Source organism: Zavarzinella sp. (assembly GCA_041399155.1).
Classification (GTDB): domain Bacteria; phylum Planctomycetota; class Planctomycetia; order Gemmatales; family Gemmataceae; genus JAWKTI01.
In genome coordinates, this window is the sequence record JAWKTI010000005.1 from 23,611 (window position 1) to 38,396 (window position 14,786).

10 protein-coding genes are annotated in these 14,786 nt (G+C 50.8%); 3 read left to right on the forward strand and 7 right to left on the reverse strand.

Annotation, left to right across the window (positions count from 1 at the left end):
• Positions 1 to 93 precede the first annotated feature (93 nt).
• A complete protein-coding gene (locus R3B84_20575) occupies positions 94 to 411 on the forward strand; it encodes a hypothetical protein (protein ID MEZ6142967.1) in 318 nt (105 codons plus the stop codon).
• A 638-nt stretch (positions 412 to 1,049) separates the two neighbouring features.
• Here the strand turns inward: R3B84_20575 and R3B84_20580 are convergent.
• Together R3B84_20580 and R3B84_20585 are read right to left on the reverse strand one after the other, a co-directional pair.
• The gene (locus R3B84_20580) at positions 1,050 to 1,562 is read right to left on the reverse strand and encodes a hypothetical protein (protein ID MEZ6142968.1); all 513 of its coding nucleotides are present in this window, start codon (positions 1,560 to 1,562) and stop codon (positions 1,050 to 1,052) included.
• A 175-nt stretch (positions 1,563 to 1,737) separates the two neighbouring features.
• Positions 1,738 to 3,210: an FAD-linked oxidase C-terminal domain-containing protein gene (locus R3B84_20585; GenBank protein MEZ6142969.1), complete on the reverse strand. Its 1,473-nt coding sequence runs from the start codon at positions 3,208 to 3,210 to the stop codon at positions 1,738 to 1,740.
• Between the two features lie 503 nt (positions 3,211 to 3,713).
• On the opposite strand from R3B84_20585, the gene R3B84_20590 reads away from it, so the two are divergent.
• Both R3B84_20590 and R3B84_20595 read left to right on the forward strand, forming a co-directional pair.
• Complete coding sequence (locus R3B84_20590; GenBank protein ID MEZ6142970.1) at positions 3,714 to 4,529, forward strand: serine/threonine-protein kinase; 816 nt, start codon at positions 3,714 to 3,716, stop codon at positions 4,527 to 4,529.
• Between the two features lie 77 nt (positions 4,530 to 4,606).
• Entirely contained in the window at positions 4,607 to 7,141 is a 2,535-nt protein-coding gene (locus R3B84_20595) for a WD40 repeat domain-containing protein (GenBank protein MEZ6142971.1), read from the forward strand.
• A 33-nt stretch (positions 7,142 to 7,174) separates the two neighbouring features.
• Here R3B84_20595 and R3B84_20600 read toward each other — a convergent pair whose 3' ends face one another.
• The 5 genes from R3B84_20600 to R3B84_20620 all read right to left on the reverse strand — a co-directional run bounded on the left by R3B84_20600 (position 7,175) and on the right by R3B84_20620 (position 14,446).
• A complete protein-coding gene (locus R3B84_20600; GenBank protein MEZ6142972.1) occupies positions 7,175 to 7,537 on the reverse strand; it encodes a DNA polymerase ligase N-terminal domain-containing protein in 363 nt (120 codons plus the stop codon).
• 9 nt (positions 7,538 to 7,546) lie between these two features.
• Positions 7,547 to 8,044 carry a DsrE family protein gene (locus R3B84_20605; protein MEZ6142973.1) on the reverse strand — a complete coding sequence of 166 codons (498 nt, stop codon included), beginning with the start codon at positions 8,042 to 8,044 and terminating at the stop codon, positions 7,547 to 7,549.
• A 99-nt stretch (positions 8,045 to 8,143) separates the two neighbouring features.
• Positions 8,144 to 8,797, reverse strand: coding sequence for a superoxide dismutase (locus R3B84_20610; GenBank protein ID MEZ6142974.1), 654 nt, complete (start codon positions 8,795 to 8,797; stop codon positions 8,144 to 8,146).
• Between the two features lie 378 nt (positions 8,798 to 9,175).
• Positions 9,176 to 9,694, reverse strand: coding sequence for a hypothetical protein (locus R3B84_20615; GenBank protein ID MEZ6142975.1), 519 nt, complete (start codon positions 9,692 to 9,694; stop codon positions 9,176 to 9,178).
• 36 nt (positions 9,695 to 9,730) lie between these two features.
• Positions 9,731 to 14,446 (reverse strand): glutamate synthase-related protein, encoded by a 4,716-nt coding sequence (locus R3B84_20620; GenBank protein ID MEZ6142976.1) that lies wholly within the window; start codon positions 14,444 to 14,446, stop codon positions 9,731 to 9,733.
• Positions 14,447 to 14,786: the final 340 nt, after the last annotated feature.

Consider the following 14,786-nt stretch of genomic DNA (forward strand, 5'->3'; position numbering starts at 1 on the left):
GGGAAATGAAACAACACTACAGAAACGAATTGTGAGTTTAGCTAAGCTGGTCTTATCAGCCAATTGAAACTTATGCAAACGCTGGACGCAATCATGGGATGGGTCAACGATGCACGGCAGGAATTGCTTGCGGGTAGACAAGTAGAAATTCGACCTCAGGGTGGTTCTATGCGAGGTCGCATCGAAAGTGGGCAGTTGGTTACCTTAGCACCCATTGATGAAAGTGGTGTGCAAGCAGATGATGTAATACTTGTTGCGTGGTGCGGTAATTTTCTTCTGCATCTTGTAAAAGAAGTACGAGACCATGAGTTACTCATTGGGAACAATCTGGGTAAAGTCAACGGCTGGGTAGCAGCTTCTGCAGCAATCGGGAAAGTGGTTGCACTAGGAGAAGTTCCTGATACAGAATAGTGCAGCCTCAAGTCACTTTTAGAATAAAGATTGAATTCAGAATAATCTCACATGAGAAAAATGCAATCAAAACAGAAACATTTAGCCAATCACCGATGCTTCTTTAATGGGTCCCAGGTTATCAGTTACAGTCCTGAGGCCTATCTTCTTGGCGCTGTGGCGTCTTGGCGGTCAATATGCATGGGTGCGACTTCTCTTGACAAGAAATTCCCTTGCTGGCGCTGCGGTCTATGAAAGTTAAATACAACCAGAAAACCGCAGAAGGTATGGAAAACAATTTCAATAACAAAATCTTTGCCGCATGCATGGGGGAATGACGGATGTTGATACTTGCACGAACGAATATTACACAATCTGTACTACAAACAGGATGCATTGAAATCGCAAAAACGAACACACCCGTTAATGGTGCATTCCCACGGAAATATCTGGTTGGGTTGCAGCAATGGCGGCTGCAGTGTCAAAAAATTCGAAGAAATCCACAATTAACCCATCTCGAAAACGAAAAACATCTGCCTTGGGAGACTGAGCAATTTTCCCCGTTTTCCGGAAGCATATTTGTCTATGACCGCAAGTAGGAAAGCGACTTTCTTCTCAAACTGGCTGAGGGCCAGTTTCCGCATTTCGGCAAACAGTGGCTATGGTTTGCTGGATGGAAAGAGGGGTTTTCGCGGTAGCCATCGTTCACGGATCCAGCTGCCGTCCAGTAGTGCCTGGAACTCCTGTGCGCCCACACGGTAGCCACCTTGGGATTCCTGGAACACATACCTCTCGCCATTCTTGTCTGGAGTTGCCTCCCAGACGAGTAGCCGATCTAGCGGGCCACTGACGTTGACGCCCTCGACAGCGCGGATCTCGAACGGTTTGCCGTCCCTGAGAGTAGTTAGGGCGTCCTTGCTGACCAAGTACGGCTGAAGCTCGGCAAGGGATACCGGCGCCCGGCCCAGAGCCTCCGTTGCCTTCGAGTAGGCCATCCCGACGTCGCACACCCTGATGTACATCTCCCAAGGAACCCGGTCGGACGTGACGACGCCCGACGCACCCGAGCTGACCAAGGGGCGAGTCGGGCCAGGAGACTTATCACAGCCTACCGCCGTGACCAGCAGCAGGATCGAAGAAAACTGCCACCAAGACAACCGTATCGCGCCCATCTAGCCTCCACTTGCCGAATTATCAAATAGACAGACCTAAATTCTATCTATTCTGCTGGCTATTCTGTGTGCCACTTTTTGTGTTCAATGCACCAATGCACATCCTGTGATACATTACTTCCAGATATGCATCCATCACAATTCTCCTTAAAAATCATCACATCGTGGTGATTACTTAAAGTGCAGCACGGCGGGACGGTTTTTCCTGCAGCACCGCAGCGGGTTCTGAACAGGCCCCGGCGGTGGGCAGCATCTTCTGTGGGCTGCACAAATTCGTGGGGTTGAACGCATTCCGCAACCGAACCATGAAGGCAAGGTCTTGTTCCGCAAATAACTTCGGCATGAAATCCCGTTTTTCCACGCCAATTCCGTGCTCTCCGGTGACACTGCCACCCAGGCGGATGCATTCATCCAGAATCTCGTGGCTGGCAGTCAGCACCCGTTGCAACTGATCCTGATCGCGTTCATCGAACAGCATGATGGGGTGCAGGTTCCCATCGCCCGCGTGAAACACGTTGGCAATGCGAATCTGGTGCTTCTGGCTGACGGCAGCAATAAACCGCAGCATTTCCGGCAAGCGCGTGCGTGGTACAACACCATCCTGCGTGCAATAACTCGGTGCCAACCTGCCTACAGCACCGAAGGCCTGTTTCCGGCATTTCCAGAGTGCCAGACGTTCTGCTTCGGTATTCGCCCGACGTACTTCGCGGGCACCATTCTTCATGGCAATTTCTTCCATGCGAGAAGCTTCCGCATCCAGCCCTGCTTCGATGCCATCCACTTCCATAATCAGCACCGCACCGGCATCCAGTGGGAAACCGAAACGAAACGCCTGTTCGACTGCACCCAGGATTAATTGATCCAGCAGTTCCAGTGCGGCAGGCACAATGCCCGCACCAATAATTTCGCTGATGGCGTTGGTGGCATCATCAACAGTCTGAAATACCCCCAGCAGTGTGCGATAGCCCTGGGGATTTCGTGTCAGGCGAACCCACGCACTGGTAACGATGCCGAAAGTGCCTTCACTGCCCACGATCACGCCAGCAAGATCGTAGCCTGGGGTATCTTCAATGGGGCCGCCGCACACCACGATGCGTCCATCCGGCAGCACCAGTTCGACACCCAGCACGTGGTTGACTGTGACACCATATTTCAACGTGTGTGGGCCGCCGGAATTGGTTGCCACATTCCCGCCGATGGTGCAGGCACCCTGACTGCTGGGATCGGGTGCAAAGTGAAAACCAGCACCTTTGCAGGCGTCGCTCAGCCAGCGATTCACCACACCAGCCTGCACGTGGGCGTAACGATCGGCGTAGTTGATCTCCAGGATTTTTTTCATCCGTGCCAGGGCAATCAACACACCCCCACCGACGGGCACGCAGCCACCTGCGAGACTGGTGCCGGCCCCACGTGCCATAAAAGGGATTTCGTGGTTCTGGCATACCTTCACAATTGCTGCCACCTGTTCCGTGGTGGTGGGGAAGACCACGATTTCCGGCTGATTTTTTTCGATCGTGAAGCCATCGCATTCGTACGCCATCAGATCACTCGGCTGGCTGAGAATGCCATCCCGACCCACAATATCAAGCAGTTGTTGTAACACCACACCGCTGTTTGCAGTGGGGCGAGAAGTAACCGGTGCCATCATTTTCACAAAACCCAGCAGGCGAGAGGTAATGAAATTCTAGCAACTTGTCCCACAAAAAGTCGCTTGGGATCCTCCAATGATGTCGAAAGATCTCATTGTTCAGCAGGCAGCGAAACTGCCCACTCCATGAGCGTGGAAATTATTCCACTTGTATATAATATATCCTCGCCAAAAATGAAAAATGCAATTTTGTTCAAAATCAGCGGAAAACTTTTCCAGATGATTTTCCATAAATCATTGTGGTGCAGATACTTGCGTCAACAGAAACTTTTTTGTGAATTTTTGCAAAATCGCAATCACCTGCTTGAGGATTTCCGTCGGCACACCTTCGAATTGGTGCAAATCCAGGAGCGCGGTTCAAAGTGCCACTGTCACCACCATGCAGTTAATTGATGTTCGGCAACCGGCACTCGGTTTCTGGCTTCTGAACATTTTTTAATGGTCTGAATAGAATACCAAATGCATCAGGATGATCGACTCAACGCAATGAGGGCATTCCCAGAATGACGTCCGACGACAAAGACCAGCCGTTGCAGGTCAGCAACAGTCAGCTTTTCACAAAAACCAGCGAATTGGAACAAGCAAAATCGCCTGCACAAAACCCGCAGCAGGATGATGAATTGGCGTTTTTATCCCCTCCTCAGGCAGAAGGCGAAATTGGCAGGCTCGGAAATTACGCGGTGCATCGCAAGCTGGGCCAGGGTGGCATGGGATTAGTTCTGGAAGCAGAAGACCTGCTCCTAAAACGCAGAGTCGCGTTAAAGGTGATGAAGCCGGAAATTGCAACGAAAGAATCACAACGGTTGCGCTTCATCAGGGAGGCACAGGCGGCAGCGGCAGTAGAACACGACCACATCTGCCCAATCTTCCAGGTGGGACTGGAAAACGGTGTCCCCTACATCGCCATGCCGTTTCTCAAAGGCGATCCACTGGATGCCTATTTCAAAATGCGGAAACCACTGCCGATGTATGAAGTAGTTCAGATTGGTCGAGAAGTGGCAGAAGGGCTTGCCGCTGCCCACCGCGCTGGATTGGTGCACCGCGATATCAAGCCTGGCAATATCTGGCTGGAACAACTTGCTGACGGCCGCACGCGCGTGCGGATACTGGATTTTGGGCTCGCCAGAAGCGTGAAAGAAGATGTCGGGCTGACACAGGCAGGCGCCATCATAGGTACTCCCGCTTACATGGCACCGGAACAGGCACGTTCCAAACCACTGGATCATCGCTGCGACCTGTTCAGCCTGGGAGTGATGCTCTATGAATTGTCTGTTGGGAAACGGCCGTTTTCCGGCAGTGTGATACTCTTTCGTTATTAACCAGTCTGGCGATGGATGAGCCCGCAGCTCCAAATCAAGTCAATGCTGAAATACCAAAAGCATTTTCTGAATTGATTATGCATCTACTTCGAAAATCGCCCACAGAACGCCCTGAAAATGCCACAATTGTGGCAAAAGAGTTGAGCAGGATACAAGGCAGTCTGCTGGCTGTGCCACTGGCAGAAGAGATTTCTGACAATCCCTGGAGTGAGCTGGATCATCCGGATTCTGGTGCGACCGAGATTATGCCTTCAGTGCATCTCACAGAGCCAAAAATCAAAACTAAGCCAAATTCTCGCCCCAACAGTGATCGAAAAAAATTATTTCGAGCGGGAGTATTATCGCTCCTTGGGCTAATGCTACTGATTATTGGCACCGTAGCGGTTATTGTCATCATCCGCGACGAAGATGGTAAAAAGGTTGCTGAAATTGAAGGCCCATCTGGAGGTAAAGTAGAAATTCTCCCTGGTGGTGCCTCCGGCACCAAACTGCAGCCACCAGTTGTGCCCTTGCTACCCAAAATTACTCCAGCAGAACCCATTCTGCCAGTTATTTCGAAATACCTAAGCGAACCAGGGCCCTTCGATAAACTTGACGGAAATAAGATCTCTGACGAATTAAAGTTTGAAGGGATCCCCAAAGAAGTGGTAGGGGCCTTTGGCATCCGCAATAGATTATCATCACTTGATCCCCACTTGCGACACGTTCAATTGAGTAATGATGGGAAGTGGCTGGCAATGAAATCCTCTGACGGTGGGTGCATCTGGGATATGGCGACACTCACCCCCCATTATGTGACAAATAACAGTTGGGCAGATTCTCAATGTGTCTTTTCCAACGACAGCAAAAAAGTGGCCTTTGGAGACAAATGGGTTCGGATCTATGATTTAACTGGAAAAACACCACGTTTAGAACAGCTCAACAAATCAATGAGAAGTCCGGTAGCATTTTTTCCAGATTCAAAACGAGTTGTATCGCCATTCCAGTACCCGGATCGAAAATCACTGGTAATCTGGTCAACAGATCCAGCAATCAAAGAAATCCAGGAAATCAATTTTCCCAGTGAAATTGCATGGGTATCCGGTCTGATCGTATCAGGAAATGGTAAACGAATTGTTGCAAGAGCTTTTTACGAAGACCCTGCCAAAGCGAACATATTTGTCTGGGATATTGAGCAGCAACCTGCGAAATTACTCCACACAATCCCCACCCAGCGAGGTAGTTCTCCGAGAACCTATACTCCATTTCTAATTACTGATGATGGAAGTACTTTAACTGAAGGCGTTTATCATCCCGAGGTGGATGAGCAGTACCACCGAATTGCAGTCTGGGATATTTCCAAGCCGACTCCAATCATGAAGTATCGTGAAATGATTCCGCTAAAGGGTAGGCGGGACATTGTTTGCCTGGTCCAGTGGTATGATCAGAATAACAGCGAAATTCTCATTGGTAGTGGTGGCTTTGGAAACACGTACTCAATCTGGTCCATCAAAGATGGCTTCAAGAAAGTGCGTGAGATACCACTATGGGTGCAAGCGATTGGTGCGGAAAATACGAGGATGATCCAGTTGCAATACAGCAACAGAAGAATTGACATTCTTGATCAGCAAGGGAAACTGCTATCGTCCGGAGCAGATCCACGATTTGATCGGTATCGACTGCCTTGCATCATTGGCGATCTTATTTACACCACATCTGGGAACTTAGAAGAACTACATAAGACAGTGCACCATCTCGATCAATTAATTGATGGTGAATTCCGTTATGTTGGTGAAGTAGCAGGCCTGAATTATCATGGGCACTATTCGAAAAGGTCACCAACTGGCGATTTTCTCGCCTCGATGCCATTTTCAAAGTGGTATGATGGCAAAATGAAACTGGCACAGAGCGGAATTCAGCTGTGGCCAGTTGTTGATGGGCGATTATTGCCACGTAAAGACGAATTGACATTCGAACGTGCCGGGGGCTACGTCGACTGGACCTGGCAACCAGATGGCAAAGCAATCTGGACAGCGATGACCAATGGTGAAATTCATAAATGGGACATCACCCAGCGACCACCCGTATTACAAACCATTGGTACCCACGATCAGGTGAAGCAGTTGACCTGGTCTGCTGATGCGAAAACACTGGTAACTGCAGGTGGCAGTGAAGTGAAATTGTGGGACATGAAGTTTGCCCGTCCGATTGCCAGAAGTGTCCCCATATCGGCTGGAATACAAGCGATTGATTCTGCTTTTCTGGATCTTTCAAAGAATGCATTATGGATCAGTGGCAGCAATAAAGATTTTGGACTTGTTTACCGTCAGTCGCTCGACCGGTTTGATGTTGGCCCAGAAGTGGTGTTTCCGGATGCCGGCACAAGGATGAAAGTTTCACCTAATGGTCGTATCGTTGCTTCCTGGCACACGGACAATGGCTGGACCTTCTGGGATTGTCAAACAAGGAAAGTAATTACAAAGTGGGATGTCGGACCATACGAATATGAATCTGGCTTCTGGCTGGAAGATGGCAGGCATTTCTGCGTAGTACAATATGGTGCGGTGTATTTCTTGCGACTGGAAACAACTCCAGCAAAACCTGCCTCCGCCAGCATGGTTCCGAAAAGTTGATCCGAATTCAACTTCTCAGTTTGGCAACCATACCTAAGGTGCTTCCCATGTGCAGTTCCATTGATCGTCGGTGGCAGCCATTTCTATTGTCCATCTCCCACTGGCGTGGGTGCCAGTGAGGTCAACTATCACTGTTCGGCTATCCATTAGAATAACGCTGTAAGTACCTTTATCCCAGATACTTACGGAACCACGGTCGTTGGATACGGGGCCTTCGTAATCGAGATAGAGTAACCGGTGGGGAAAGTTTGCTTCTGCTACCACGTGATAGGGGGCTTTTGGTTCTGTGGGCAATCGCCACGACTGCAAATCGGTTTCCCGTTCCAGAAAGAAGTCCCAGTGCAGGATCGGCCAATCGTGGCGTAAAATGGAAAATCGCTTGCGAATAGATGACATATCAACTAATTACGGAACTGGGATGTAGGCTGCGCCAGCGGATTGTTCCTTAATTACTACATTCAAAGCACTTAAGGCAATGGGAATATCTTTCCGAACCTGATCGTCGGCAATTTTCTTGTAGTTCAATGCTTGCCCACAGACATAGATTTTCACCCCAGCCTGGTGCAGCAACCCAATTAATTCCGTGTTTGGATTACTTTTTGTCTGGAACATGGTTGCGTAACCGGCATCGGTCATCGTGGCACCGGTGGCATCACCGTGCAGCACCAACACTAGTTGGAAGTCACCTGCTTTCAAACCGGCAGAACCGTACAGATTTACCAAGCGTGCAGCACGTTCCAGTCCTTTGTTCAGGGCTTCTGGCTTCCCACCTGAAGTGATGTCAAAGACAGCCTTTTCACCTTTTTGAGGCTGATAAGCTGCATTCGGACGTGGCACCACTTCGCCATAGCCTTTGATTAAAGGGTAGGCCAGTTTCGTTTCTGGTGGTTGCGCTTGCACCATGGGCAAACAACCCAAACACAGTGCACCCACCAGAATTAATGAAAGCTTTTTCATAAAAATCAACTTTAACGTGTTGCTACACCCGGGTCGGGTAACAAATTACATTTTGACCGCCGCCTGATAGCGTGCGGAAACGAAATCCCAGTTGATCACTTTGAAGAATGCATCAACATAGTCTGCACGGCGGTTCTGGTAGTTGAGGTAGTAAGCGTGTTCCCAAACATCAATGCCCAGAATCGGCACGCCCGCACCGATCATCAGGGGATTATCCTGATTTGCGGAGCTTAAAATGCCCAATTTGCCTTCTTTTCCTGCCACCAGCCAGGCCCAGCCACTGCCGAAGCGGGTCATTGCCGAAGTTTTGAACTCGGCGAGCATGGCATCAAAACTTTTGAATGACTTTTCGATGGCTGCGGCCAATTCTGCAGAAGGTTTGCCACCTTTCGCGGACATTACCTGCCAGAACAAGGTGTGGTTGTAATGCCCCCCACCGTTGTTGCGGAGTGCGGCCTGAATTGCCTTGGGTGCTTTGCCCAGGTTGGCCAGGATTTCTTCAATCGGCTTGCCTACCCAATCGGTGCCAGCCAGAGCTTTGTTCAGGTTGGCCACATAACCAGCATGGTGCTTGCCGTGATGGATTTCCATCGTTTTGGCATCAATGTGAGGCACCAGGGCATCGGTGGCATATGGTAATTTCGGCAGAGTGAACTCTTTAGATGCTTCTTGTGCCACCAACAGGGTTTTCGGTAACATTAAACCCGTGGCAGCAGTACCAGCGGTAAATAACCAATCTCGACGCGATAATGTGCTCATGAAGATGCTCCTCTTGTTGCACGTTTTTGGGAAAGCATGCAGGTATAGACCCACACGTAACGAGTTTTATTTTGCGAATTTTTCTGTGGGAACCAAATGAAAAGACGATGATTTTTCCAGCGAGCCGCTGAAACTATTACAGAATCCGTGACAGGACACCTGAAAAACCAACCCATGCTCGGTATAAAAATTCGTTACTCAGGCTGCTATCTTCGAAACTTCGCAAGCCCAAGTGCTCGTAAAATGGTCGTCTCGGTCATGGAGTTCTTTCACGTGCGGGCGGGACTCCCGTGCTATGATAACGGTCAAGTCAGTTGTTTACTGCTTTTCTGCTGCTTGTTTTTTCAATTGCTCAGCATTTGTGGAGATTAATAATTTCTCGCATTTCTTTCTCGTTTCTTCCGTTTGATAAGGATAAGTAATCCGGAAAGCAGTTTTTTCCCAGTCAATCAGCATTCCCTGTATCCAGATCGTCATATCAGCTTTGGATACACAGGCGATCTGCCCAGAATAGCTCACCACATCATCTGAACAAGGGATTGCCGTATCCAGATCTAGTGCGGTTCGAAATCCAGTACAACCACCCCAATTTATCGACACTCGAAGCCACCATTTCTGATCAGAACTTGCCTGGGCGAATGCTACCATTTTTTCCTGTGCAAGCGGCGTGATGGTAATGTAATTCGCTTCATCATGAATTCGAAATGTGGGTTTGGGAAGAGGCTGTTCAACCGGAGATCGATGTTCAGAGTTCCTCGGTACTTCTACCGATGTGTTTTCTTCAGGTGCACAACCCACAATCAGGAAGGCCAGCAGCGGGCAGAGAATACTTCGCATGGTCATTCCTTCAAAGTGCATTGAGAGTTCCGTAACTTACCCGGCGTTGGTGCCTGTCGAGACAAAGTCTTCCATCTTGCGTGCGACCGCCAGTGGTAACACTTTACGGAGTTTTCGCCCACGGCGAATATCCATCCAACGCTTCAGGATCTTTTCGGCTTCCCGGCTGCCAGTGCGTGCCTGATAGTTCACAATCAGTGGGTGCAACCATTCGTAATCGACATAGTTGCAATCCACCACGGCAACACTCTTGTTGTGCAGTTTCAGAGGCAGGTCACCCTTGGGATCGTAGATAATCAGCTCGCCACCAGTCATTCCGGAGCCGATTTCGTTTTCTGTTTCACCCAGGATCACCACCCTGCCTTTTGTCATGTATTCGCACAGATACTTACCGGCTGCTTCTGCAACAATGGTGGCACCTGAATTCCGAATCCCCAGGCGGTGGCCCGCTCTTCCACCCAGGAAGATGGTGCCGCCAGATGCACCGTAGCCCACGTTGTTACCAGCCACACTCTGGATTTCGCCACCGTAATCACTGGCAGCATAGTCAAGTGTCACAACAACACTGCCCCCGGATATCCCTTTCGCAACACCGTCCTGGGCAAAACCGCGCAGTTCGATATCCAGGCCAGCAATACACCACGCACCCAGACTTTGGCCTGCATCGCCTTCAAAACGAATCTTCACACGGCGGTGGTTGGGGATCCCTTCTCTACCATACGTGCGGGCGATTAACCCTGCCGCAGTGGCACCCACCGAGCGATCAGAATTGCGAATCCGGAAAACCAGATCAGCATTCATTGCGGTATCAATTGCATCACGTGCCGCTTCCACGACCCGCTCATTCAGAGTTTTGGCCTGTGGAGTGTCACATACTCCTGGTAACAACGAAATCGTTGGGAAGTTTTTCTCCAGATCCTTCAGAGCCATGTCTGGCCGAATGAAGCGTGAAACATCTACCAGATGGGAGCGGTCTGGCAGGTTCGGGTTCTTCATCAGCAGGTCAGAACGCCCCACCAGATCACGGATGTGGGCAAATCCCATTTTTGCCAGCAGCTTGCGGGTTTCTTCCGCCACCGAATGCAGATAAGCCTTGGTATGTTCGGGGTGGCCTTTGTATTCGCCTTGCGTGCCGGTAATCCCAGTGGGACAGTTGGGAATATGGCACGATTTACAGACGATACAGCCCACAGATACCATTAACGCCTGTCCAAAGCTGAATTGCTCCGCACCGAACAGGGCATATTTAATCACGTCGTAGCCGTTTTTGATACCCCCAGCTACCCGCAGAGTAACCTGCTGCCGGATTCCGTTCACCACCAGTGCCTGGTGGGCTTCTGCAAGTCCCATTTCGCTGGGCAGGCCGCAGTGCTCTTTGCTGGAAAGCATTGCGGCACCCGTCCCACCGTCGATACCATCAATTTCAATGATATCCGCACCGGCTTTGGCAACACCCACGGCGATCGTGCCGATATTTTCCACAGACACCAGTTTTACCGAAACCGGCACCCCTGGCTTTACTGCTTTCAAATCGTGAATCAGTTGGGCAAGATCCTCAATCGAATAAATATCGTGGTGCGGTGGGGGTGAAATCAAGTCAGTACCCGGTCGGCCGTAACGAATTTCGGCAATCTCCCGAGTAACCTTCTTGCCCATCAACTGGCCACCTTCACCGGGCTTGGCACCCTGGGCCATCTTGATCTGGATTTCATCCGCATTCACCAGATATTCTGCATCAACACCAAACCGACCCGAAGCTACCTGTCGGATTCTGCTGCGGAAACGGCTCTTACGCAAGTCGCCGCCCACCGTATAGATCGATGGGTGGGCTTCCCGTTCTGCCATCACCTGTTCCCAGAATGGCCCCCAGGGACGCTCGGGTGCGTCATTGCGGAAGCGTGCTTCCCCACCTTCACCGCTGTTGCTGTAGCCACCCAGTTCGTTGAAGGCCGCAGCCAGGGTCTGGTGGGAGGCCGCAGTCAAGGCACCATGGCTCATTGCGGCACCACGGAAGTGGTTGACAATCAGGTCCAGCGAAGTCATTACCTTATCCATCGGTAACGACTGTTCGGTTTGTTGAATCGAGAACAGATCGCGAATGACGGTCGGTGGGCGAGTATTCACCATATCGGTAAAGCGAATATACTTATCGGCCACCCGTGCATCTGCTTCCGGATCGTGCACTTCCGGTGGTGCACTGTAAACCATCTCGCCACCTTGTACTTCTGGCTCGGGGTGGGCTTCACGCACCGCATCTCGCAGGGCCATCCGTACTTTGGCATTAAAGGCCATGTAATCCTTGTTCCGGCCAAGAACCCGCATCTTTTCTGCCTGTTCAATACGCCAGATCGCATCTTCCACCAGTTCATTCAGACCGATGCCACCAATTCGAGATGGGAAGTTGCCCAGGAAAGCCATCAGTTCTTCACCGAAGCCCACTGCTTCAAACAACTGGGCTCCACGGTAACCTTCAATGGTGGTAATGCCCATCTTGGCAATAATTTTCTTGATGGAATCTTCCAGAGCAGCAAACAGATTTTCGAGGCACTCGTGGGCCGAAATGCTGATTTCCTGCTTGGTTTCCGCATCGCGGAAGCTAAGACCATCTTTAATAATGCGGAACATCAGGTAGGGGTGCACCACATCGGCACCGAAGCCCACCAGACAGCAAATATCATGGCCTTCCTGAACATCGGCGGCCTGTACCACAATCGAGCAGCGTTCGCGCAGACCTTGCTGGCACAGATATGTGTGCACTGCACCTAACGCCAGCAGCGAAGGAATTGGCACCGTGCCACGTTGGGATGCCTGTTTGTCGGAAATACACAGCACCGCATAACCCGCGTGTACAGCTTTTTCCGCGTCGCGGCGAATACCGTGCAGCGCTTCCAATAGTGCTTCTGCACCACCTGCTACCGGGAAGGTAGCATCGATGGATATATAACCCATCAGTTCGTTCCGGCGAACTTCTTCCAGCACCGCATCTGAAATGACGGGTGATGATAGTTCCATTTGTCGTACGGGCAGTGTGCTGTTGCCATCTGCATCGCTGGTGCGAGGATTGAAACCACGGCTGCGGCCCAGATAGGTCGTCAGCGACATGGCACCACCTTCGCGGTAAGGATCAATCGGTGGGTTGGTCACTTCAGCAAAAGTTTGCTGCAGATATTTGAACAGCGAGGGGTGGTGTTTGGAAAACACGGTCAGCACGCGGTCAAAGCCCATCGAACCCAGAGGTTCTTTTTTCAGCTTTGCCATGTCCTTGACATAGACAGCACGTTCAAAATCCCATCCTGCTGCCTGCAACAGATGATCCAGTGACCAACTGCGTGCATTCAGCATCGCTTCCACCTGATCGTCGATGTGAGCTGCGAAATCGAAGCCTTCTGGAATGACCAGTTCGGCCTGGGTGATATCTGCAACAGAGCCCAGCTCCGCGCGTACTTCTTGAACCACTCGCGACATGGTCTGGTGGTGGTCGAGGCGTTCGCCGGTGGAGGTATCCAGAGCAATCATCTGGCCTGGCTGCAACTGCCCACTGGCAACGATGGTAGAAGTTTCCACACCAAAGACGCCCGATTCGCTGGAAATGTATAACCAGCCTCGACGATCCGCACACCAACGCATGGGGCGCAGACCCATCCGGTCGACTGCACCAATCAACATGGTACCATCGGTGGCCACCAGCCCTGCGGGGCCATCCCAGGCACAGAGGCTGCCATAAGTACGGCGGCAATACGAGAACAGATCGACAGCATCCTGACCCCAGAATTCCGCTTCCGTATCCCACACTGGTGGGACGCTGAGCCGCACCGCACGCAGCAAAGACCAGTTGCGGGCAAGGGTTAAGTGTTCTACCCATTCATCCAGACTGGCGGAGTCGCTCATTTCCGGCGACAACAGATCCCCACCTGGAATGGGTGGATTCAACCCACGGGAATAGGCATGGACCGCATTGCGGTTGGTGCGGATCGTATTGATCTCACCGTTGTGGCACGAATAGCGAAATGGCTGGGCAAGGGACCAGTTCGGGTAAGTATTCGTTGAATACCGACGATGGAAAGTGGCAATACACGTTTCAAAGTTTGGTGCCTGCAAATCGGGGTAATAATCCACGAATTGCTGGGAAGTCAGCAGCCCTTTGTAACCAATCAATCGAGCCGAAAGACTGACCACATACACTTTGAGTTTCAGATCAACCAGTTTTTGTCGCAGAATCAGGCGCTGAGTATATAGCCAGCGCTCCACTTCACTGGGATCAGCCTCACACCGCAGGATTGCCTGCAGCATCATGTGGGGCTTTGTCTGACGTGCCGTGGGCGACAGTGCATCATCATTGGTGGGAATAATCCGCCAGCCAAGAAAATGAACCGACCCACCTTTTAGTGTTTCTTTTACCAGACTGCGGGCCTGGTCGATCTTGTTGGAGTCCTGCTCCATAAAGAAGAACACACCCACGGCCAGGTGGTCGACAGCATTGAGAAACTTGGCCTGGTCCAGGTGCAGACGTTTCGCCTCCTCGCGGAAAAAAGCCTGCGGGATCTGGCAACTGATGCCAGCACCATCACCGACCTCCCCACAAACACCACCACGATGCTCCAGCGAAAGCAAACCTGTCAGGGCTTTGGCGATTACTTCGTGGGATGGTTTCCCATCTTTCGAAGCAATACCACCAACGCCACATGCATCTTTACCCACCGCATCGGTATACAGAAGCTGTCCCGACCGAACCAACGAAAGGCCATGGTTCATTTACTGCTAGCCCTTTCTCCCAAGGAGTGAACGTATTCCCAAGACAGACAGGGCGTAACGCACCCTGCCTGAACTAGATCAGTTTAGTGGTTATTCGCGGTAACACAAGTGCCTGAGCTTGCCCAGATTGCGAAAACTGCTCATCTACCGTCCAATGCACACCAAATGGTGCACAAAGACGGTATGGATTACACCACAAAATGAACATAGTATCATAATAAACCCATGTTCACATATATTAGACGCATGACGGGAGAATTCATTCCCTGAATTTTCAAGATTTTAACAAAATTATTTCAGGAGAATCAAATATCGACCTGCAACCATGTGGTTGCCAACG

Excerpts from the sequence above, each read along its gene's own strand:
- R3B84_20610 (MEZ6142974.1), bottom strand. The coding sequence starts at position 8,797 with ATGTTACCGAAAACCCTGTTGGTGGCACAAGAAGCATCTAAAGAGTTC.
- R3B84_20605 (MEZ6142973.1), bottom strand. The coding sequence starts at position 8,044 with ATGGTGCAAGCGCAACCACCAGAAACGAAACTGGCCTACCCTTTAATC.
- R3B84_20615 (MEZ6142975.1), bottom strand. The coding sequence starts at position 9,694 with ATGCGAAGTATTCTCTGCCCGCTGCTGGCCTTCCTGATTGTGGGTTGT.
- R3B84_20575 (MEZ6142967.1), top strand. The coding sequence starts at position 94 with ATGGGATGGGTCAACGATGCACGGCAGGAATTGCTTGCGGGTAGACAA.
- R3B84_20585 (MEZ6142969.1), bottom strand. The coding sequence starts at position 3,210 with ATGATGGCACCGGTTACTTCTCGCCCCACTGCAAACAGCGGTGTGGTG.
- R3B84_20595 (MEZ6142971.1), top strand. The coding sequence starts at position 4,607 with ATGCATCTACTTCGAAAATCGCCCACAGAACGCCCTGAAAATGCCACA.
- R3B84_20620 (MEZ6142976.1), bottom strand. The coding sequence starts at position 14,446 with ATGAACCATGGCCTTTCGTTGGTTCGGTCGGGACAGCTTCTGTATACC.
- R3B84_20590 (MEZ6142970.1), top strand. The coding sequence starts at position 3,714 with ATGACGTCCGACGACAAAGACCAGCCGTTGCAGGTCAGCAACAGTCAG.
- R3B84_20600 (MEZ6142972.1), bottom strand. The coding sequence starts at position 7,537 with ATGTCATCTATTCGCAAGCGATTTTCCATTTTACGCCACGATTGGCCG.
- R3B84_20580 (MEZ6142968.1), bottom strand. The coding sequence starts at position 1,562 with ATGGGCGCGATACGGTTGTCTTGGTGGCAGTTTTCTTCGATCCTGCTG.